This window comes from Sphaerotilus sulfidivorans (genome assembly GCF_013426975.1).
In the GTDB taxonomy this organism is placed as follows: Bacteria; Pseudomonadota; Gammaproteobacteria; order Burkholderiales; family Burkholderiaceae_C; genus Sphaerotilus; species Sphaerotilus sulfidivorans.
This window is the reverse complement of record NZ_JACCPY010000052.1, coordinates 1-20276: the sequence shown is the minus strand read 5'-3', so window position 1 is coordinate 20276 and position 20276 is coordinate 1. Positions and strand designations below refer to the sequence as shown.

At 68.5% G+C, this 20276-nt stretch carries 17 protein-coding genes; 16 read left to right on the top strand and 1 reads right to left on the bottom strand.

Annotated elements, in window-relative coordinates; all coding sequences use genetic code 11:
* A partial coding sequence (locus tag HZU84_RS18945; protein WP_180693074.1) for a hypothetical protein occupies nucleotides 1-196 on the bottom strand: 196 nt, incomplete at its 3' end.
* On the opposite strand from HZU84_RS18945, the gene HZU84_RS18940 reads away from it, so the two are divergent.
* The 16 genes from HZU84_RS18940 (at nucleotide 186) to HZU84_RS18865 (ending at nucleotide 20178) form a co-directional block, all read left to right on the top strand.
* Nucleotides 186-623, top strand: a complete 438-nt coding sequence (locus HZU84_RS18940) for a type VI secretion system protein TssA (RefSeq protein WP_180693077.1) — start codon at nucleotides 186-188, stop codon at nucleotides 621-623. The two genes, HZU84_RS18945 and HZU84_RS18940, sit on opposite strands and share 11 nt — an antisense overlap.
* A 61-nt stretch (nucleotides 624-684) precedes the next feature.
* Nucleotides 685-1191, top strand: coding sequence for a type VI secretion system contractile sheath small subunit (tssB, locus tag HZU84_RS18935; protein WP_149502765.1), 507 nt, complete (start codon nucleotides 685-687; stop codon nucleotides 1189-1191).
* 46 nt (nucleotides 1192-1237) lie between these two features.
* Complete coding sequence (tssC, locus tag HZU84_RS18930) at nucleotides 1238-2737, top strand: type VI secretion system contractile sheath large subunit (RefSeq protein ID WP_149502766.1); 1500 nt, start codon at nucleotides 1238-1240, stop codon at nucleotides 2735-2737.
* Between the two features lie 81 nt (nucleotides 2738-2818).
* On the top strand, nucleotides 2819-3295 hold the full coding sequence (locus HZU84_RS18925) for an Hcp family type VI secretion system effector (protein WP_149502767.1): 477 nt from the start codon (nucleotides 2819-2821) through the stop codon (nucleotides 3293-3295).
* 7 nt (nucleotides 3296-3302) lie between these two features.
* Nucleotides 3303-3776 (top strand): Hcp family type VI secretion system effector, encoded by a 474-nt coding sequence (locus HZU84_RS18920; RefSeq protein WP_149502768.1) that lies wholly within the window; start codon nucleotides 3303-3305, stop codon nucleotides 3774-3776.
* Complete coding sequence (locus HZU84_RS18915; RefSeq protein ID WP_149502769.1) at nucleotides 3754-4695, top strand: type VI secretion system accessory protein TagJ; 942 nt, start codon at nucleotides 3754-3756, stop codon at nucleotides 4693-4695. Before HZU84_RS18920 ends, HZU84_RS18915 begins: the two co-directional genes overlap by 23 nt.
* The gene (gene tssE, locus HZU84_RS18910) at nucleotides 4682-5230 is read left to right on the top strand and encodes a type VI secretion system baseplate subunit TssE (protein WP_149502770.1); all 549 of its coding nucleotides are present in this window, start codon (nucleotides 4682-4684) and stop codon (nucleotides 5228-5230) included. Before HZU84_RS18915 ends, tssE begins: the two co-directional genes overlap by 14 nt.
* Nucleotides 5230-7113, top strand: a complete 1884-nt coding sequence (gene tssF / locus HZU84_RS18905; protein WP_149502771.1) for a type VI secretion system baseplate subunit TssF — start codon at nucleotides 5230-5232, stop codon at nucleotides 7111-7113. Before tssE ends, tssF begins: the two co-directional genes overlap by 1 nt.
* Nucleotides 7110-8147 carry a type VI secretion system baseplate subunit TssG gene (tssG, locus tag HZU84_RS18900; RefSeq protein WP_180693076.1) on the top strand — a complete coding sequence of 346 codons (1038 nt, stop codon included), beginning with the start codon at nucleotides 7110-7112 and terminating at the stop codon, nucleotides 8145-8147. Before tssF ends, tssG begins: the two co-directional genes overlap by 4 nt.
* Complete coding sequence (gene tssH / locus HZU84_RS18895) at nucleotides 8140-10830, top strand: type VI secretion system ATPase TssH (RefSeq protein WP_149502772.1); 2691 nt, start codon at nucleotides 8140-8142, stop codon at nucleotides 10828-10830. The genes tssG and tssH overlap by 8 nt, the downstream gene beginning before the upstream one ends.
* A 23-nt stretch (nucleotides 10831-10853) precedes the next feature.
* A complete protein-coding gene (locus HZU84_RS18890; protein ID WP_149502773.1) occupies nucleotides 10854-11654 on the top strand; it encodes a M15 family metallopeptidase in 801 nt (266 codons plus the stop codon).
* Between the two features lie 22 nt (nucleotides 11655-11676).
* Nucleotides 11677-12165, top strand: coding sequence for a hypothetical protein (locus HZU84_RS18885; RefSeq protein WP_149502774.1), 489 nt, complete (start codon nucleotides 11677-11679; stop codon nucleotides 12163-12165).
* A 76-nt stretch (nucleotides 12166-12241) separates the two neighbouring features.
* A complete protein-coding gene (locus tag HZU84_RS18880) occupies nucleotides 12242-14107 on the top strand; it encodes a type VI secretion system Vgr family protein (RefSeq protein ID WP_149502775.1) in 1866 nt (621 codons plus the stop codon).
* A 5-nt stretch (nucleotides 14108-14112) separates the two neighbouring features.
* Nucleotides 14113-14553 (top strand): DcrB-related protein, encoded by a 441-nt coding sequence (locus HZU84_RS18875; protein ID WP_149502776.1) that lies wholly within the window; start codon nucleotides 14113-14115, stop codon nucleotides 14551-14553.
* Between the two features lie 78 nt (nucleotides 14554-14631).
* Nucleotides 14632-19383 (top strand): RHS repeat-associated core domain-containing protein, encoded by a 4752-nt coding sequence (locus HZU84_RS18870; protein WP_149502777.1) that lies wholly within the window; start codon nucleotides 14632-14634, stop codon nucleotides 19381-19383.
* A 654-nt stretch (nucleotides 19384-20037) separates the two neighbouring features.
* Complete coding sequence (locus HZU84_RS18865; protein WP_180693075.1) at nucleotides 20038-20178, top strand: hypothetical protein; 141 nt, start codon at nucleotides 20038-20040, stop codon at nucleotides 20176-20178.
* Nucleotides 20179-20276: the final 98 nt, after the last annotated feature.

The following is a 20276-nucleotide window of genomic DNA, read 5'->3' as shown; positions in this document are numbered from 1 at the left end:
TGGCGCTGAGGTCGCCCTGCTCGAAGCTCTCGACCTGCTGCAGCACCGGGTCGGGCAGGCGGCTGACGAAGACGTCGCCGGGCAGCAGCAGCACCGGCAGGCGGGCCACATGCGCCAGCGCGGCCGAGGCGGCGCAGCCGGGCCTGCTGGCCGATCTGTCGACCTTGCCGCAGCAGCTCGAGCCCTTGATCGTCACGCTGCAGCGTCATGCCGCCGCGCAGGCTCCCGAATTCAAGCTGCTGCGGCCGCTGCTGCAGGCGCTGGCCGCCACGGTCGATCTGGCGGGTGTCGTTCCGGGGGCGGTGGCGCCGCAGGCCGGCGCGGCTCCCCCGTCGGCGTCGGTGGATGCGGCCGTACCGGTTGCCGCGGCGATGGTCGCGGTGCCGGCGCCGCCGCCGGGCACGATCACCAGCCGCGACGAGGCGCTGCGCCAGCTCGAGCGGGTCTGCGACTGGCTCGAGCGCAACGAGCCCTCGCATCCGGCGCCGCTGCTGATCCGCCGCGCCCAGCGCCTGATGGGCAAGAGCTTCTTCGAGATCGTCAAGGACCTCGCCTCCGACGGCATCGAGTCGGTCGAGCGCATCGCCGGCCTGTCCTACGAGGAGGCCACCGGCGGCGGCTGAGCGCGGCCCCGCCGCGCACGCCCTCCGGCCCTCCGTTCCTTCCCCGCCTTCCTGGAGCCCGATCGCCATGTCCACCAGCAGCCAGAAGTTCATCGCCCGCAACCGCGCGCCGCGCGTGCAGATCGAGTACGACGTCGAGCTCTACGGCGCCGAGAAGAAGATGCAGCTGCCCTTCGTGATGGGCGTGCTCGCCGACCTCTCGGGCAAGCCGGCCGAGCCGCTCGCGCCGGTGGCCGAGCGCAAGTTCGTCGACATCGACGTCGACAACTTCGATGCGCGCATGAAGGCGATGAAGCCGCGGGTCGCCTTCCAGGTGCCCAACACGCTGACCGGCGAGGGCAATCTGTCGATCGACCTGAGCTTCGAGAGCATGGACGACTTCACCCCGGGCGCGATCGCGCGCCGGGTCGACAGCCTGTCGCAGCTGCTGGCCGCGCGCCAGCAGCTCGCCAACCTGATCACCTACATGGACGGAAAGACCGGCGCCGAGGAGCTGATCGCCCGGGTCATCAAGGACCCGGCGCTGCTGCAGTCGCTGGCCGCGGCGCCGCGCCCCGCGGCGGAATGAGGCCGCAGCCGCTTCGCTGACCCCGATCCACGCACAGGAGGGCCCGATGGCCGACGCACAGACCCAGACCGCCGCTCCGGCCTTTGCCGGCGTCGACTTCCAGGGCGACGACTTCGCCGCGCTGCTCGAGCGCGAGTTCCGTCCGCGCAGCGACGACCTGCGCTCCGAGGTCGAGCAGGCGGTGCAGACGCTGGCGCAGCAGGCGCTGGCGCAGACCGCGCTGGTCGGCGACGACGTCATGCGCTCGATCGGCGCGATGATCGCCGAGATCGACCACCGGCTGAGCGCGCAGATCAACCAGATCCTGCACCACGCCGACTTCCAGAAGCTCGAGAGCGCCTGGCGCGGACTGCACCATCTCGTCAACAACACCGAGACCGACGAGATGCTGAAGATCCGCGTCATGAACGTCTCGAAGACGGATCTGCACAAGACGCTCAAGCGCTACAAGGGCACGGCCTGGGACCAGAGCCCGATCTTCAAGCGCATCTACGAGGAGGAGTACGGCCAGCTCGGCGGCCATCCCTACGGCTGCCTGGTCGGCGACTACACCTTCGACCACTCGCCGCCCGACGTCGAGCTGCTCGGCGAGATCGCGAAGATCTCGGCCGCGGCCCACGCACCCTTCATCACCGCGCCGGCGCCGTCGCTGCTGCAGATGGATTCCTGGCAGGAGCTGGCCAATCCGCGCGACCTGACCAAGATCTTCTCGACGCCGCAGTACGCCGGCTGGCGCTCGCTGCGCGAGTCGGACGACGCGCGCTACATCGGCATGGCGATGCCGCGCTTCCTGGCCCGCCAGCCCTACGGCGCGCGCACCAATCCGGTCGACGACTTCGACTTCGAGGAGGACACCGACGGCGCCGACCACGGCAAGTACGCCTGGGCCAGCGCCGCCTACGCGATGGCGACCAACATCAACCGCTCGTTCAAGCTCTACGGCTGGTGCTCGCGCATTCGCGGCGTGGAGTCCGGCGGCGCGGTCGAGGGCCTGCCGACGCACACCTTCCCGAGCGACGACGGCGGCGTCGACATGAAGTGCCCGACCGAGATCGCCATCAGCGACCGGCGCGAGGCGGAGCTGGCCAAGAACGGCCTGATGCCGCTGGTGCACCGCAAGAACTCCGACTTCGCCGCCTTCATCGGCGCGCAGTCGCTGCAGAAGCCGGCCGAGTACGACGACCCGGACGCCACCGCCAACGCCAACCTCGCCGCGCGGCTGCCCTACCTGTTCGCGACCTGCCGCTTCGCGCACTACCTGAAGTGCATGGTCCGCGACAAGGTCGGCGCCTTCAAGGAGCGCCACGAGATGGAGCGCTGGCTCAACGACTGGATCATGAACTACGTCGACGGCGATCCGGCCAACTCCTCCGAGCACACCAAGGCCGAGAAGCCGCTGGCCGCCGCCCAGGTCGTCGTCGAGGAGATTCCGGGCAATCCCGGCTACTACACCTCCAAGTTCTTCCTGCGCCCGCACTACCAGCTCGAGGGGCTGACGGTGTCGCTGCGCCTGGTCTCCAAGCTGCCGGCGCAGAAGCAGGCCTGAGCCTGAGGTCCACCCCCAACCCGACCCCCGGGGCCCGGCCCCCGCATCCCTCCACACCCACGCAGCCAGAGGAAGCAAGTCATGTCCACCGATACCCACATCAAGTTCGACGGCGTCGACGGCGAGGCCACCCACAAGGACCACAAGGGCCAGATCGAGGTGCTGTCGTGGAGCTGGGGCGCAGCCAATGCCAGCGCGCTGGCGGGGGGCGGCTCCGGCAAGGGCAAGGGCGAGGGCCATCCCTTCCAGTTCGTGCACCTCTACGACAAGTCCTCGCCGGTGCTGGCCAAGCACTGCGCGCAGGGCAAGCACTTCGCCAGCGTCGTGCTGACCGCGCGCAAGTCCGGCGAGGGCCAGAAGGACTACTTCAAGGTGACGATGAAGGAGGTGCTGATCAACCACATCGCGCCCTCGGGCTCGCAGGGCGGCGACATCACCGAGTCGGTCTCGATGACCTACAAGGACATCGAGTTCTCCTACAAGGCGCAGGACGACAAGGGCGGCCTGAGCGGCGAGGTCAAGTTCGGCTGGAACCTCGCGACCACCGAGACGCGCTGAGGTCGCCATGGCCGCCACGGACACCTATGTCCATCTGCAGACCCGCCGCGCCGGCAAGCTCAAGGGCGAATGCATCGCGCCCGGGCACGAGGACGACATCACGGTGCGCGGCTGGTCCTGGGGCGTGTCGGCGCAGACCGCGATGGGCTCGGTGCAGGCCACCGCGCGGCGCTCCTACCGCGAGCTCAGCTTCGTCAAGGGCGCCGACACCGCCAGCACCGGACTGCTGAGCGCGCTGGCGACCAACGACGAGGTCAAGGAGCTGAAGCTGACGATGCGCAAGGCCGGCGAGGGCCAGCAGGACTTCCTGCGGCTGACGCTCAAGGGCGCGCGCATCACCTCGGTCGTGCTCGACACCGGCAGCGACGGCGACGTGAGCGAGAGCGTCACCGTGGCCTTCACGAAGGTCGAGCTCGAGTACCTGCCGCAGCAGCGCAGCGGCCAGCGCGGAGCCAGTCATGTCTTCACCGACGAGGTCTGAGGCCCCGGCCGCGGCCGAGGACGCGGCGCGCCGGGTCGCCGCCGGCGATCTGGCCGGCGCGCTCGCGAGCCTGCAGCAGCAGGTGCGCCGCCAGCCGGCCGATGCCCGGCTGCGCATCTTCCTGTTCCAGCTGCTGGTGCTGCTGCGCCAGTGGCCGCGTGCGGCGCAGCAGCTGGTGCTGTGCGGCGAGCTCGATGCCGGCGCGCTGGCGATGGTGGCGACCTGCCGCGAGGCGCTGCAGGCCGAGCAGGTGCGCGAGGCGGTGATGAGCGGTCGCACCACGCCGCTGGTCTTCGGCGAGCCGCCGGCCTGGATCGGTCTGCTGGCCGAGGCGCTGGCGGCCGACGGCCGTGGCGACGCGGCGGTCGCGGCCGTCCTGCGCGCCCGGGCGCTCGAGCAGGCGCCGGCCTGCAGCGGCACGCTCGACGGCCGGCCCTTCACGTGGCTGGCCGACGCCGATTCGCGCCTGGGGCCGGTGCTGGAGGTGATGATGCGCGGCCGCTACGGCTGGCTGCCGCTGCAGGCGCTGCGCCGGATCGAGATCGACGCGCCCGAGGACCTGCGCGATCTGGTGTGGCTGCCGGCGCGGCTGACCTTCGTGTCCGGCGGCGAGACGGTCGCGCTGCTGCCGGTGCGCTACGCGCCCGATGCGGATGCGGACAGCGAGGGCGAGGGCGAGGGCGGCGATCCGGCCGCGCTGCGCGATGCGCGGCGGCTGGCGCGTCGCACCGACTGGATCGCGCTGGCGCCGCAGCACCAGTCCGACCAGTTCCGCGGCCTGGGCCAGCGCCTGCTCTGCACCGAGGCCGAGGAGCGCGGCCTGCTGGAGGTGCGCGAGATCGTGATCGATGCGCCGGCAGGCGAGCGCGAAGGCGAGGGCGAGCGGGGGGACGAGGGCCGTGGCGATGCTTCCCGCTGACCGATCCGGCCTGGAGCGGGCGGCCGACCGGCTGCAGCCGGCGCTGCTCGACCGGCTGGTCGATGACGCGCCGCAGCAGCCGCATGATGCGGTCGACAGGCGTGTCGTCGGCGACAAGCAGCTGCGCCGCGCGGTGCTGCGCGACCTGGGCTGGCTGCTCAACGCCACCTGTCTGCTCGACGAGACGCACAGGCGCAGCTATCCGTGGCTGGTGCAGTCGGTGCTGAACTTCGGGCTGCCGCCGCTGGCCGGGCAGCTGGCCTCGCGCATCGATGTGCCGCTGATGGAGCGCACGCTGCGCCAGGCGCTGCTGCGCTTCGAGCCGCGGCTGGTCGAGGAGACGCTGACGGTGCGTGCGCTCGAGGCGGCCTCGGTGCTGGAGACGCACAACATCATCGAGTTCGAGATCCGCGGCCACCTGTGGGCGCAGCCGGTGCCGCTGGAGCTGCTGCTGCGCACCCGCATGGATCTGGAGGCCGGCCAGATCGAGGTGCGCGAGAGCACGCGCAGCGCGCTGCCGCCCGGGAGGCCCTGATGGATCCGGGCCTGCTGCGCCGCTACAACGAGGAGCTGGCCCATCTGCGCGAGGTCGGCAGCGAGTTCGCGCGGGCCTATCCGAAGATCGCCGGGCGGCTGACGATGAGCGGCCTGGAGGTCGCCGATCCGTATGTCGAGCGGCTGCTCGAGGGCTTCGCCTTCCTGGCCGCGCGGGTCCAGCTGCATGTCGACACGGAGTACCCGCGCTTCGTGCAGCACCTGCTGGAGGTGGTGCAGCCGGGCTTTGTCGCGCCGGTGCCGAGCATGGCGATCGTGCGCATGCTGCCCGACCTGCTCGATCCGGCGCTGGCGGCCGGACCGGTGGTGCCGCGCGGCAGCGCATTGCTGAGCGAGGAGGTGCGCGGCCAGGCGACCCGCTGCGAGTTCCGCACCGCGCACGAGGTGCAGCTGTGGCCGCTGGAGATCGTCGAGGTGCGCTGCTTCAGCCACGCGGCCGACCTGCCGCTGCACCGGCTGCCGCTCGACCGGCCGGTGCGCGGCGGCCTGCGCATCCGGCTGCGCAGCCACGGCCCGGCGCTGCGCGATCTGCCGATCGAGCGCCTGAGCTTCCATGTCTGTGCGCCCGACGAGACGGCGCTGCGGCTGCACGAACGGGTCTGCGGTCCGGTGCTGGGCAGCTGGGTGGCGCCGCCGGCCGGCCAGGACCCGCGCCGCGGCTGGCGCGATGCCGGCTCGGTGCGGCCGCAGGGCTTCGACGACGACGAGGCGCTGCTGCCCGAGACGCTGCGCGGCTTCTCCGGCCACCGGCTGCTGCAGGAGTTCGCCGCGATGCCGCAGCGGCTGCTGTTCTTCGCGGTCGAGCAGCTGCGCGAGCGCCTCGCGGCGGTCGAGGGCCAGGAGGCCGAGCTGTTCATCCTGTCGGCGCGTGCCGATCCGGGGCTGGAGCCGCTGGTCGACCGCCAGGCGCTGGCGCTGGGCTGCACGCCGGCGATCAACCTGTTCCCGAAGCGGCTCGACCGCATCGCGCTGCTGCCCTCGCGCTGGGAGCATCCGGTCGTGCCGGACCGCACCCGGCCGCTGGACTTCGAGGTCCACACCCTCGACGAGGTGATCGGCCACGGCACCGGCGCGCAGTCGCAGCAGCTCTTCCTGCCGCTCTATGCGGTGCCGCATGCGCTGGAGGGGCGCCACGAGGCCTGGTACACCGTGCGGCGCGAGCCGCGTCAGCTCTCCGAGCGCCAGCGCAGCCAGGGCACGCGCAGCGCCTGGATCGGCACCGAATGCTTCCTGTCGCTGGTCGACGCGGCCCAGGCGCCGTATGCGCAGGACCTGCGCCAGCTCTCGGTGCGGGCCTGGGTCAGCAACCGCGATCTGCCGCTGCTGCTGCCCGGCGCCGGGAGCGGGGGCGGCATCACCGGGCTGTGGTCGCTCGACACGCCGGGGCCGGTGCGCCGCATCGAGACGCTGCGCGGGCCGACCCGGCCGGTGCAGCGCCTGCCGCGCGGCGAGGAGGGCTGGTCGCTGGTGCGGCTGCTGGCACTGAACCATCTGTCGCTGGCCGGCGAGGACCCGGCCCGGGCCGCGGCGACGCTGCGCGCGCTGCTGCGCCTGTTCGGCCCCGACGGCGAGGCCGGCTGGCAGCGCTGGGTCGACGGGCTGCTGGGCGTGCAGGCCCGCACCGTCACCCGCCGGCTGCCGCAGGCCGGGCCGCTGACCTTCGGCAGCGGCGCGGAGGTCGTGCTCGAGGTCGACGACAGCGCCTTCCAGGGCGGCAGCGCCTTCCTGTTCGGCAGCGTGCTCGAGCGCTACCTGGCGCGCCATGCGGCGATCAACAGCTTCGTGACGACCCGGCTCCTGTCCTCGCGCCGCGGCGAGATCATGGCCTGGCCGCCGCGCTGCGGCACCGGAGCGCTGCTGTGAAGCCCGATCCCGATCCCGATCCGGCGCTGCAGCCCTGGTCGCACGACTTCTTTGCGCTGCTGCGCCGCATCCAGGCCGAGCGGGCCGATCTGCCGCCGCTGGGCACCGCGCTGCGGCCGGCGGGCGAGCCGCTGCGGCTGGGTCAGGATGTCGAGCTCGACTTCGCGCCGGCGGCGCTGTCGTCGTGGCGGATGAGCGAGATCACCGGCGTGCCGCGGCTGGGCGTGCGCTTCTTCGGCCTGTTCGGACCGATGGGGCCGATGCCGCTGCACCTGACCGAGTTCGTGCGCGAGCGCGAGCACCAGGCTGGCGACAGCGCGCCGGCACGCTTCGCCGACATCTTCCATCACCGCGCGCTGCTGCTGTTCTTCCGCGCCTGGGCCCAGGCCCAGCCGACGGTGCAGCGCGACCGGCCGGGCGAGGATGTCTTCGCGCGCCAGGCGGGCGCGCTCGGCGGGTTGGCGCCGCCCGGCACGCCCTCGGGCGACAGCCTGCCCGACGATCTGCGCCGGCATCTGCTCGGGCACCTGCTGCACGGGCCGCGCCATGCCGAGGGCCTGCGCAAGATGATCGCCGCGCACTTCGGCCTGCCGGTGCGCATCGAGTCGCATGCCGGGCACTGGATGACGCTGCACCCGCAGGACCGCACCCGGCTGCGTCCGCTGGCCGGCGCCGGCTCGCGCAACCGGCTCGGCGTCGATGTCGTCGCCGGCAGCCGGGTCTGGGATCGGCAGTACCGGTTCCGCGTCCACCTGGGTCCGCTGGGCTGGGCCGACTACGAGCGCTTCCTGCCCGGCACGCCGGCGCTGCGTGCGCTGCATGACCTGGTCGCCTGCTTCGTCGGGCCGTCGCTGCGCTGGGAAATCCGCCCGGCGCTGCGCGGCGCCGAGGTGCCGCCGCTGCGGCTGACCGGGCGCGGCGGCCGGCTCGGGCTGAGCACCTGGCTGGGCCGGCGCGGCCCCCATCCGGACCGCGCCGACCTGCGCCTCTCTTCCGATCGACGCCTCTCTCCGGGAGATCCTGTCCATGTCTGAGATCAGCCGTGCCGCGCTGTTCGGCAAGCTCGACCCGCTGGCCTACAAGGCCATCGAGGGCGCGACCGTGTTCTGCAAGCTGCGCGGCAATCCGCATGTGATGCTGGAGCACTGGTTCTCGCAGCTGCTGAACCTGCCCGACAGCGACCTGCACCGCATCCTGCGCCATTTCCAGGTGGACGCCGGGCGGCTGGCCTCGGACCTGGGCAGCGCGCTCGAGCGCCTGCCGCGGGGCGCCAGCACCATTTCCGACATCGAGGAGGCGGTCGGCGACGCGGTCGAGCGCGCCTGGGTCTATGCCTCGCTGAAGTTCGGCGCCACGCGGGTGCGCACCGGCCACCTGCTGTTCGGCCTGCTCAAGACCGAGCGGCTGGCGCGGCGGCTGCAGTCGATCAGCCGGCAGTTCGACCGCGTCGACGTCAACCGCCTCGGCGCCGAGCTGGCGCAGATCGTCGCCGGCTCGCCCGAGGAGGCCGCCAGCGCCATCGACACGCCCGAGGCTGTGCCCGGCGAGGCCAGCGGCGCGATCGCCCCGGCGGCGATGGGCAAGCAGGAGGCGCTGAAGAAGTTCGCCGTCAGCCTGACCGACAAGGCGCGCGCCGGCGAGCTCGATCCGGTCACCGGCCGCGACGAGGAGATCCGCCAGATCGTCGACATCCTGATGCGCCGGCGCCAGAACAACCCGATCCTGACCGGCGAGGCGGGCGTGGGCAAGACCGCGGTGGTCGAGGGCTTCGCGCAGCGGCTGGTGCAGGGCGACGTGCCGCCGCAGCTGCGCGACGTGGACCTGATGGCGCTCGACATCGGCCTGCTGCAGGCCGGCGCCAGCATGAAGGGCGAGTTCGAGAGCCGGCTGCGCGCGGTGATCGACGAGGTCCAGGCCTCGCCCAAGCCGATCATCCTGTTCATCGACGAGGCGCACACGCTGATCGGCGCCGGCGGCGCGGCCGGCACCGGCGATGCGGCCAACCTGCTGAAACCGGCGCTGGCGCGCGGCAAGCTGCGCACCATCGCCGCCACCACCTGGGCCGAGTACAAGAAGCACATCGAGAAGGATCCGGCGCTGACGCGGCGCTTCCAGGTCGTGCAGGTGCCCGAGCCGGACGAGGCGAAGGCGGTCCACATGCTGCGCGGCGTGGCCACCGTGCTGGAGCACCACCACCGCGTCGTGCTGCTCGACGAGGCGATCGAGGCGGCGGTCAAGCTCTCGCACCGCTACATCCCGGCGCGCCAGCTGCCGGACAAGGCGGTCAGCCTGCTCGACACCGCCTGCGCGCGCGTCGCGGTCAGCCAGCACGCCACGCCGCCGGCGCTGGAGGACAGCCGGCGCCGGCTGGAGGCGCTGCAGGTCGAGCGGGACATCGTCGAGCGCGAGGCGGCGATCGGCATCGACGTGAGCGCCCGCCGCACCCGCCTGGCCGCGGCGATCGAGGCCGAGCAGGCGCGCCAGGCCGAGCTGGGCGAGCGCTTCGGCCAGGAGAAGGCGCTGGTCGACCGGGTGCTGGCGCTGCGGGCGCGGCTGCGCGCGCAGCCCGGCGATCCGGCCGGAGCGCCGGACGGCGCCGCCCCCGTCGCGCCGCCGACCGAGGCCGAGCGCGCCGACGCGGTCGCCGAGCTGCAGGCACTGCAGGCCGAGCTGACGCAGCTGCAGGGCGACGCACCGCTGATCCTGCCCACCGTCGACGAGCAGGCGGTGGCCGCGGTAGTGCAGGACTGGACCGGCATTCCCGTCGGCCGCATGGTCCGCAACGAGGTGCAGGCGGTGCTGGCGCTGGCCGACACGCTCAACCGGCGCGTCATCGGCCAGAAGCACGCGCTGGACATGATCGCCCGGCGCATCCAGACCTCGCGCGCGCGGCTGGACAACCCGAACAAGCCGATCGGCGTCTTCCTGCTGGCCGGCACCTCGGGCGTCGGCAAGACCGAGACGGCGCTGGCGCTGGCCGAGGCGCTCTACGGCGGCGAGCAGAACGTCATCACCATCAACATGAGCGAGTTCCAGGAGGCGCACACCGTCTCCACGCTCAAGGGCGCGCCGCCGGGCTATGTCGGCTACGGCGAGGGCGGCGTGCTGACCGAGGCGGTGCGGCGGCGCCCCTACAGCGTCGTGCTGCTCGACGAGGTCGAGAAGGCGCACCCGGACGTGCACGAGCTGTTCTTCCAGGTCTTCGACAAGGGCTGGATGGAGGACGGGGAAGGGCGCGACATCGACTTCCGCAACACCATCATCCTGCTGACCAGCAACGTCGGCAGCGACCTGATCATGGGCCTGTGCTGCGACCCGGAGCTGACGCCCGAGCCCGAGGCGATCGCGCAGGCGCTGCGCGAGCCGCTGCTGAAGGTCTTCCCGGCGGCCCTGCTCGGGCGTCTGGTGACGATTCCCTACTACCCGCTGTCGGACGCGATGCTCGCCGAGATCGTGCGGCTGCAGCTCGGCCGCATCGCCCGCCGGGTGCGGGACAACCACGGCATTCCCTTCGAGTACGACGAGTCGGTCGTCCGCCTGGTCGTCTCGCGCTGCACCGAGGCCGAGTCGGGCGGCCGTGTCATCGACGCGATCCTGACCAACACGGTGCTGCCGAGGGTGTCGGTGGAGTATCTGACGCGGCTGGCGCAGGGGCAGGCGCTGTCGTGCGTGCGCCTGGGTGTGCAGGGTGGGGATTTCATCTACGCATTTGATTGATCGGGCAATCTGGGGAGATAACCATGTCACAAGAAACTCTCTTGGCCTCTGTCGGGTTCCAGGCGACCAACCGCGCGGCGGACGTCGCCCTTGTGCAGCGGCTGCTGCTGAGACGCGGTTATCGCGTTGGGCTGGTTGACGGCATTTGTGGTGATCGGACGCGCGCGGCGATCCGGACCTTCCAGCAGGGATTCCTGTCGGTGCCGGATGGTCGGGTCGATCCCGGTGGCACGACGTGGCGCCACTTGCAGGAGAAGCGACCGGCACCTACCCGGGACGGCGGCAGCCTGACCCGGCTGGTGGCACTGCCGCCACGGAATTCGGTCAACAACGGACTGGTGGCGGCCAACAATGCTTACATGGTGCAGAAGCTGGGGCAGCCTCGCAGCCAGTACGGGGTCGATTGCCAGCCTGTCACGGATCCGAGGCTCAAACGCAACATCCGTACCGAGATGGTCGGTCCGCTACGTGTCACCGGACTGGTTCCCGCGTTGCAGAACCTGCGAACGGTTGTCGAGGAGATACGAACGTTGCAGCCCGACATTCATGCCGGGCTCGGTACGGCCGGCATGCTGTGCTGCCGGTATGTTCGCGGATCGACGACCGCCATTTCTAACCATTCCTGGGGAACGGCCATCGACGTGAAGATTAACGGTGAGCTGGATGATTATCGGGACGGTCTGGTGCAGTATGGTCTGACGCTGATCGCGCCTATCTTCAACCGCCACGGTTGGTACTGGGGTGTGACGTTCTCGCGCGAGGACGGCATGCACTTCGAAGCCAGTCGATCGCTCATCGACAGCTGGTCACAGCAGATTGTTTGAAACCGCAACCGGGTCTGACGTCATGTCCTTGTCCTCTGTGCGTGGGTTGATTGCCATCGTCCTGTTTGGTGCGATCGCACTGTCTGTGCACGCGGCAGGGACAGCTGCCTGGGCTGGGCCGGCGACCTGTCGCCACGAGATGCCGTCAGGCTGGACCGGGCGGATCATCAAATGGGAGGGTGGCTGTCGCGACGGGCGGGCCCAGGGGCTGGGTGTCATGAGGGGCTATGTTGCCGAGTCCCGTACTGCGGTTTGGGTGTTCTACGGCGAGGTCCGCCAGGGCCGGATGACGATCGGGGTGATCGAGCGACCTGGACAGGGTGTTATTGCCGGCGAGTTCCGCGAGGGCCAGGTGGTGTCGACAGACGACCGGGAGACGCACGTTCGGGCGTTCCAGGTGGCAGCCGATGCGGCCCGGCAGGCCAGCGAGCGTTTCGAGCAACAAGGCAATGTGTCCTCGGCCAGACACTATGCGGAGCGCGCCCACCACTGGAGCGAATTCATGGATTGAGACGGCTCGGCCCTGTCATGTGAAGTGACTTTCGTCGCTTTACGCCCCCCGCGCGCTGCTCGACGATGGACTGACCATGGCGCCGCCGATCGTCTTCCACTGCCCGCTGCCCCCCGCCGATCTGCTCTTCGAGTCGATGAGCGTCGAGGCGGGGCTGGGGCGCATCGGGGAGATGCGGCTGCATCTGCTGAGCCTGAAGCCGGATCTGGCGCCTGACGATCTGCTCGGGCAGCCGGTGCGGGTGGAACTGGTGCTGCGCGATGGCAGCCTGCGGCACTGGAGCGGGCACTGCATCCGCTTCGGGCTGGGCAAGCCGAGCGGGCGGCACTACGGCTACGACATGACGGTGCGGCCCTGGCCCTGGTTCCTGACCCGAACCAGCGACTGCCGCATCTTCCAGGACCTCTCGGTGCCGGACATCGTCAGGCAGGTGCTGGCCGACCATGCGGTGGCGAAGACGGATTTCAGGCTCTTCCGCAGCTATGCCCCGCGGGGCTACTGCGTGCAGTACCGCGAGAGCGACTTCGACTTCATCGCCCGGCTGCTCGAGCAGGAGGGCATCAGCTGGTTCTTCCAGCATGACGCCGGCGGCGCGACCCTGGTGCTGGTCGATGCGGCCGGGGCGCATGATCCGGCGCCCGGGGCCGAGCGCATCGCCTATTACGACGTGCCGGGCCAGGCGCCGCCGGACGTCGACTGCCTGTGGGACTGGAGCTTCAGCCACGGCGTGCGCACCGGGCGCATCGCGCTGACCGACTACGACTTCGAGCGCCCGTCGGCCAGCCTGAGGGTCAGCCGGGAGCGCGGTCGCAGCCACGAGCAGGCCGACCTCGAGCGCTTCGACTATCCCGGGCTCTACCGGGTGACCGGCGACGGCGAGCAGTACGCCGACAACCTTCTCGACGAGCAGCAAGCCCGCCATGCCGGCGCCCGAGGCACGACCAGCGCGCAGTCGCTTGCCGAGGGCTGCCGCTTCACGCTCGAGCGCCATCCGCGCGACGACCAGAACACCGACTACCTCGTCACCGCGATCCGCACCCGGCTGCACCTCGATGCCTACGAATCCGGCAGCACCGGCGGCACCGAGCTGAGCAGCCAGATCGAGGTCATCCCGCATGCCCAGCAGTTCCGCCCGCCGCGCCTGACCCCGAAGCCCTTCGTGCAGGGCCCGCAGACCGCAGTCGTCGTCGGCCCGGCCGGCGAGGAGATCCACACCGACAAGTACGGCCGCGTCAAGGTGCAGTTCCACTGGGACCGCTACGGCAGGAAGAACGAGAAGAGTTCCTGCTGGATCCGCGTCTCGCACCCGTGGGCGGGAAAGAACTTCGGCGCCATCCACATCCCGCGCATCGGCCAGGAGGTGGTGGTGAGCTTTCTCGAAGGCGACCCGGACCAGCCGCTGATCACCGGGCGGGTCTACAACGCCGAGCAGATGCCGCCGTGGGACCTGCCGGCGAACATGACGCAGAGCGGGATCCTGACGCGCTCATCGAAGGGCGGCGGCTACGCCAACGCCAACGCGATCCGGTTCGAGGACAAGAAGGGCGCGGAAGAGGTATGGCTGCACGCCGAGCGTGATCTGCGCACTGAGGTGGAGAAGAACGAGAGCCACTCTGTGGGCGTCCATCGCAGCAAGTCGGTAGGGAGTAACGAAACCACCTCGATCGGGGCCAGTCGCAGTGAAACCGTGGGCGGCACCCACACCGAAACCATCAAGAAACAGCGCACGCTCACAGTGACGGAAGGGGGCTCGGCCGAAACGATTCACGGCAACACGAGCATCACGTCGGTGGACGGAAATATCGCCGTCACGTCGGCTGCGCATTCCATTTTCCTGACTGCCAAGACCTCCATCGTGCTGCAAGTCGGGGCCAGTTCCATCACGATCACGGACGGAAACATCGTTGTCAACGGACCCCAACAGGTGGACATCAACCCCTGATCGCCATGTATCAAATCCAAGAAGCTCAGCTCCAATTGCCCCCGCCCGTTCAAGACCGCAGCGTCAATGTGCTGACCTACCTGGAACCAGAAACCCAGGCTCCGTTTCAGATCGTGGTGAACCGCGATGTCCTTGTCGGTGAAGAAACCATTCCGCAATGCTTTGACCGACAGTTGGCTCTGCTCACCCGCCAGACCAAGCAGTTCAAGATCATTCGGCGTCAGCAGCAAGACCGGCCAGGCGGTCTGCAGCCACTGTGCACAGTGGAGAGCAGCTTCTCGCAAGGCGGACAAAACTTCTACCAGTTGCAGTGCATGTTGCGGCTTGCGGCCGCACCCCAGGTGCTGGTGTTCACGCTCAGCAGCAGTACCCCGCTGAGGTCCGGGCATCGTCAGTTCTGGACTGAGATGCTCGAGGATCTGGATCCGGCCATGCCCATGTGTTGAGTCGATCCATCGCAGACAGGCTGCAGCACCCCGAACTGCATCAACGGCACCCATAAGAACAATCACGGAGGAACTGTCATGGGCCTGCCTGCTGCGGCCTGCATTGATGACGAAATTCGCCACACCCCTCCAGTGGCCATGGTGCTGAAGGTCGCCACGACCATCGGGGCGGGCCTGCTCACGGGTCTGGCTATTGGGGCAGCCGCCGTCTTCATCGTCGGCAGCGGCGGCTTGGGTGCCGTGGTGGTGGGGGCGGTGGTCGCGGCCGTCATCGGCACGGCGGCCGACGCAGCGTCAGAGGCGTTGACGGGCCACAGCCTGCAAGACGTGATCGCCGCACCCATCATGTCGGCGATCGACAAATTCTTCCCCGGGGTACCCAAGGGGGTGATCGCGACCGGATCGCCGAACGTCAAGATCAACAGCAAGAAGGCCGCCCGAGCCGCCGGCAAGGCGGGGGCGGCATCACCACCGCCGCTGCTGCCCGCAACGTGGTGGGCGGCGGCCGTCGATGCCGTGTTGTCGTTGTTCAGTGCCGAAGCCACGCCGCCCACGCCCGGGTTTGCACCGGTGGACCAGGACAAGGTCGCCTGTCAGGACCATCCGCCCAAGCCGGACCAGTTCATTGCACAGGGCTCGGGCAATGTGTTCATCAACGGTCAGCCTGCCGCGCGTGCCGGGGACAAGACCACGTGCGACGCCGTGCTCAGCGTCCTGCCTGGTCGCCGGGGCAACGTGGCGATCGGAGGCGGTCAGGTCACCGTTCGGGCCGTCACATCGGAGATGCCTAGCTGGCTGGGCTTCGTGGCCAAGTGGGGGGGCTTCGCGATTGCGGTGTGCCAGGCCATGCGAGGGCGTGGGCCGCTGCTGAAGAAAGTGATCTGCTTGGGCTCCAACATGGCGATCGGGATGGCGGCGGACATGGGTGTTCACGCAGTGGCGGGCGCCGTGGGCCGAGCGCTGAGTGGCAACAAGGGATACCCTGTCCACATCCCCAGCGGCAACAAGGTGCTGACGGGCGATGATGACCTGGACTTCGTGGTGCCTGCGCGCATGCCTGTCTACGGGATGCGTCGCTACAACGCGGCCAATGCGATCGAAGGGCTGTTCGGCCTGGGGTGGAGCACGCTCTGGGATACCCGATTGTTCCTGCACCGCCCGGACGTGCTGGGCGAGGACGATGACTTGGCCGTTCACGCGCTGCTGGACGAGCAGGGCCGCTGGCTGCCGCTGCCAGATCTGGCGCCAGGGCAGCGCCACCACCTGGCCCAGGAGGGCCTGACCTACGCCCACCTCGATAGCGGTCACCATCTGCTGATGAGGGACGATGGGCTGGTGCTGGACTTCGGCGTTCCTGTCGACCCGGGTACCCAGGTTCTGGCGCTGCAGTGCGTGGAAGACCCCAATACCCAGCGCCACTTCCTACGCCGGGATGACCGGGGCCGGCTCGTACGGTTGACGACCAACTGCGGCCAGCAGGTGGACTTCCACTACAGCGCGGCTCATCCGGTGCGGCCCGAGCGCGTGACCTTCCGCCCGGCGGGCCACACCGGCGAGCCCTTGCTGCTGGCGAGCTACGCCTACACCGCGCAGGGACAGTTGAGCGAGGTGCGCGATGCCCTGAACCAGCTCACCCGGCAGTTCGGCTATACCGCGCAAGGGTGGATGAACTTCCAGCGCCTGAGCAGTGGCCTGGAGGTGCGCTACCAGTGGTCGCATTTCGAGCAGGTGGCGCAGGCCAACCAGGTGAATCAGGCGCACCTGTCGGACCAGCCGGGGCATTGGCGGGTGACGGGCTGGCAGACCAGCTTGGGTGAACAGGTCGAGTTGACCGTGGACGTGGCGGCGGGGCACGCCCGCGCCGAGACCCGGGGCGCTGGCCTCGCCGGGCCGCGCAGCGAGCAATGGTGGTGGGACGCCGACCTGCGGGTGCAGCGCTACGCCGACGCACTGGACCAGCAGACCGAACTCGCGTGGCACCCCGAACAACGCCAACTGCTGGCCCTGCATGCGCCGGGCGGGGCGGACTGCACGTTCGAGTACGACGAGCGGGGCAACCTGAGCACTGTGCGAGACCCGCTGGGCCGGTGCACGCACACGCAGTGGCACGAGCAGTTGGACCGTCCGCTGTCGCGCACCTCGCCGGACGGCAGCACCCAGCAGTGGACCTATGACGAGGTGGGCAACCTGCTGTCGGCGACCTACCAGCCGGCACCGTCGGAGGCTGCTCCGCCAGAGTTGGTGGAGCGCTGGGTCCATGATGAGCACGGGCAGGTGGTGGCGCACACCGATGTGCGTGGGGGCACGCAGTTCCAGGCGTACACCTCGCACGGGCAGGTGCGGCGCTTCATGGACTGTTCGGGGCACAGCACGACGATGGAATGGGGCGAGCGCGGCGAGTTGCTGACTGAGCGGGACGCGGCCGGGCGGGTGACGCAATGGCGATGCGACGCGCTGGGCCAGCCGCTGATGGCACGATTACCCGATGGCAGCGAGCAGCACTGGCGGTGGAGCGAGGCCGGACAGTTGCTGGCCAGCGTGAGCGCGAACCCGCAGGGCCAGTCCAACGGTGATCAGCGCCGGTATGCCTATAACCCGCTGGGTCAATTGATGCGGCAGGTCGATCCACTGGGCCAGGCGGTGGAGTACGACTACAACGCGCTGGGTGAATTGCAAACTCTGCGCGACGCGGCCGGGCAGGTCACCTGGTTCGAGCAGGACGCGCTGGGTCGACTGATCGGGCAAGTCGGCTGCGATGGGCTGCGCACCGAATACCGGCTCGACGCTCAGGGCTGGCCTGTGGCGGTGACGCAGGGGGCGGGTAGTGTCGAGCCGCTGGTCATCAGGCTGGAGCGCGATGTGATCGGGCGGCTGCTGGTCAAGCACACGGGCCACAGCCTGAGTCGCTATGGCTACGACAAGGCGGATCGGCTCACCCGCGTGCAGCGCTGGGCTGCACCCGACCCGGTGCGCCCAGAGGCCGAGCCGCCTTTGTGGGACGAGCACCAGTTCATCTACGACGCTTACGGGCATCTGGCCGAAGAGCACGCCGCGCACTGGCCGCAGCAGCTATCCACACGCCTCGACAGCGACGACGCCCCCAAGCGCATACCGCGCCGCAGCGTCATCCGGCACCAGCACGACGCGCTTGGCGTGCGCACGGCCACCACCCTACCCGGGCCAGATGCCGAAACCCCTGGTCCGACGCTGAACTATCTGCACTATGGCTCGGGCCATCTGCACCAGATCAACCTCGACGGCCGGGTGATCAGCGACATCGAGCGCGATGCGCTGCATCGCGAAGTGCACCGCACGCAGGGCAATCTGCGCACGCTGTGGAGCCGTGACGCGCTGGGCCGGCCCACCTGGCAGATGTGCGTCTCGGGCGAGCCGCACTTGCAGACCGCTGCTGATCGCTGGGCGAGCCTGGCGCGCCCGCTGGCGCCGTGGACACCGATGAGCAAAGGCTACCGCTGGGACGACCGAGGTGAACTGGCCGAGCGGCGCGACGCGGTGCAGGGCGAACAACATCTGCGCTACGACGCGCTCGGGCGCATCACCCTCAGCGTCAACGAGCCCATCGGCGCACTGCCTGACGTGGGCTACGCGGCTCCGAATCCACCGCCCGATGCCTTCCACCCCGACTGGCGCGAGCAGTTCGACTGGGACGCCGCGTCCAACCCCAGCGGCGGTGTCACCGCCTCGGTCAACGGCCAAAGTCGCGGCTACGTGCGCCACAACCGCCTCCTGACCTACCGGGACCAGCGCTACGAGTACGACTTGCACGGCCGCCTGACGCACAAGCGCGTCGGCCGCCACACCGAGCAATCCTTGAAATGGAACGCTGAACACCAGCTCGTCGAGGTCGCCACCCGGCGCAACGGCACGCTGCAGACCGTGCGCTTCGAGTACGACGCGCTCGGCCGGCGCATCGCCAAGCACCACAGTTTCGGCAGTACCCACTTCGTCTGGGAGGGGCTGCGCCTGCTGCAGGAGCAGCACGCTCGGCGCATCACCACGCTGGTCTACGAGCCCGGCAGCTACGCGCCGCTGGCACGTATCGACACGCCCTCGTTCGACGAGTTGCGCTACATCCCCGATAACACCCCGGCGCCGCCGCGTCTGTACTGGTTCCACAACAATATCAGCGGCGCGCCCGAGGAGCTCACCGACAAGGAAGGCCGCATCCACTGGCGTGGGCGTTATCAGACCTGGGGCAACCTCGCTCTTCAGGAAACACCCGATGCAGATTCAGACCGTTACGCCCGGCCCAAGCTCGATGAGCAGCCGCTGCGCTTCCAGGGGCAATATGCCGACTCGGAGTCCGGGCTTCACTACAACACGTTCCGGTATTACGATCCGGATTGTGGGCGGTTCATCAGTCAGGATCCGATTGGACTCGCGGGTGGGTTAAATCTCTATCAGTATGCGCCTAATCCGGTTTCTTGGGTGGATCCTTGGGGGTGGATAACTTGTGGCATTACAGGAGAAGATGTAGGGAAGGCATCCAACCTCCCAATTATAAAGCCTGGCACTAAACTTTGGAAACAAGCGCAGGCATCGATCGAAAAAGGTGGAAAATCAAACTTTAGGACGGCTACCAGAGCAGATGCGGAAGCATTAACTATGCAAGGCCGCAAGGGGATTCAGCGAGTAGGGTCTGACGTTGACCCATATAATTCATCCGGCTCGTCATACAAGCGAGGATATGAGGTGCACCCAGATGAATCTCATACAATCAATGCGCCAGAAAATGACTTGCCTCACATTAAATGGAAGGATTGGTCAAGTGGAAAATCATCCGGCGGAGCAGGGCATGTTTTTTTCTGAATGCATTAATTCTGAAGTCTGGCGCATAGATGGGTCAGATGCACTTATTGAAGCATACAAAAAAAAGGAAATTGTATTCTTTGATAAGGAGGTGAGTCAATATTTGTGGGATTTTTATGTGTCCAAAGAGATACGCCATTTGATGGAGTATGGACGTGAAAATTTTCAAGGAGTGGAAAGCTGTCGCGTTGATTTTTCAGATTCGGAGTCGGGGCGAAAAATATTTTCCGAATTTCTTAGAAAAGCAGAATCCCCTGAAAGTCTGATGCTATTTTTTTACTCAACATCAGCATGCATAATACCAGCGAGACTTTTTATTCAAGAATGGAACAGTATACTACTCTACTCCGACGAGACTGCAATCGCATTCTCTCCAAGAACGAATTACTGCATATTTAATCATGAGGATAATTTTTACATAGGTAGGCATATCCCTTGTTGCATTAAATAATCAGACCTGTAGAAATCTGCGCACGAGCAGGTGCGGCGGTTCACGGAATGCTCGGGGCGCACCACGGTGCTGGAATGGGGCGAGCGCGGCGAGTTGTTGACCGGTACGTATTCACGCCCCCCTCCTTGACACACCCACCCAGCCCGTCAACCCGCTGAAGCCCGCGTAGACAGCACGGGCGCGAGGCCGGAGAGTCAGGCCCGATGAACCCGCCCCCATCGCCCGCCCCCGAAGACCTGCCCGCCAAGCCGCAGACGCTGGCGCAATGCCACGCGGTGATCGACACGCTGGGCCAGCAGCTGGCGCAGCTGCGCGAGCGTACGTATTCACGCCCCCCTCCTTGACACGCCCACCCAGCCCGTCAACCCGCTGAAGCCCGCGTAGACAGCACGGGTGCGAGGCGGGAGAGTCAAGCCCGATGAACCCGCCCCCATCGCCCACA

Bases quoted from the DNA above. Each gene is read 5' to 3' on its own strand.
- tssC (WP_149502766.1), top strand. From the start codon at position 1,238: ATGGCCGACGCACAGACCCAGACCGCCGCTCCGGCCTTTGCCGGCGTC.
- HZU84_RS18925 (WP_149502767.1), top strand. From the start codon at position 2,819: ATGTCCACCGATACCCACATCAAGTTCGACGGCGTCGACGGCGAGGCC.
- HZU84_RS18920 (WP_149502768.1), top strand. From the start codon at position 3,303: ATGGCCGCCACGGACACCTATGTCCATCTGCAGACCCGCCGCGCCGGC.
- HZU84_RS18915 (WP_149502769.1), top strand. From the start codon at position 3,754: ATGTCTTCACCGACGAGGTCTGAGGCCCCGGCCGCGGCCGAGGACGCG.
- tssE (WP_149502770.1), top strand. From the start codon at position 4,682: ATGCTTCCCGCTGACCGATCCGGCCTGGAGCGGGCGGCCGACCGGCTG.
- tssF (WP_149502771.1), top strand. From the start codon at position 5,230: ATGGATCCGGGCCTGCTGCGCCGCTACAACGAGGAGCTGGCCCATCTG.
- tssH (WP_149502772.1), top strand. From the start codon at position 8,140: ATGTCTGAGATCAGCCGTGCCGCGCTGTTCGGCAAGCTCGACCCGCTG.
- HZU84_RS18890 (WP_149502773.1), top strand. From the start codon at position 10,854: ATGTCACAAGAAACTCTCTTGGCCTCTGTCGGGTTCCAGGCGACCAAC.
- HZU84_RS18885 (WP_149502774.1), top strand. From the start codon at position 11,677: ATGTCCTTGTCCTCTGTGCGTGGGTTGATTGCCATCGTCCTGTTTGGT.
- HZU84_RS18880 (WP_149502775.1), top strand. From the start codon at position 12,242: ATGGCGCCGCCGATCGTCTTCCACTGCCCGCTGCCCCCCGCCGATCTG.
- HZU84_RS18875 (WP_149502776.1), top strand. From the start codon at position 14,113: ATGTATCAAATCCAAGAAGCTCAGCTCCAATTGCCCCCGCCCGTTCAA.
- HZU84_RS18870 (WP_149502777.1), top strand. From the start codon at position 14,632: ATGGGCCTGCCTGCTGCGGCCTGCATTGATGACGAAATTCGCCACACC.
- HZU84_RS18865 (WP_180693075.1), top strand. From the start codon at position 20,038: ATGAACCCGCCCCCATCGCCCGCCCCCGAAGACCTGCCCGCCAAGCCG.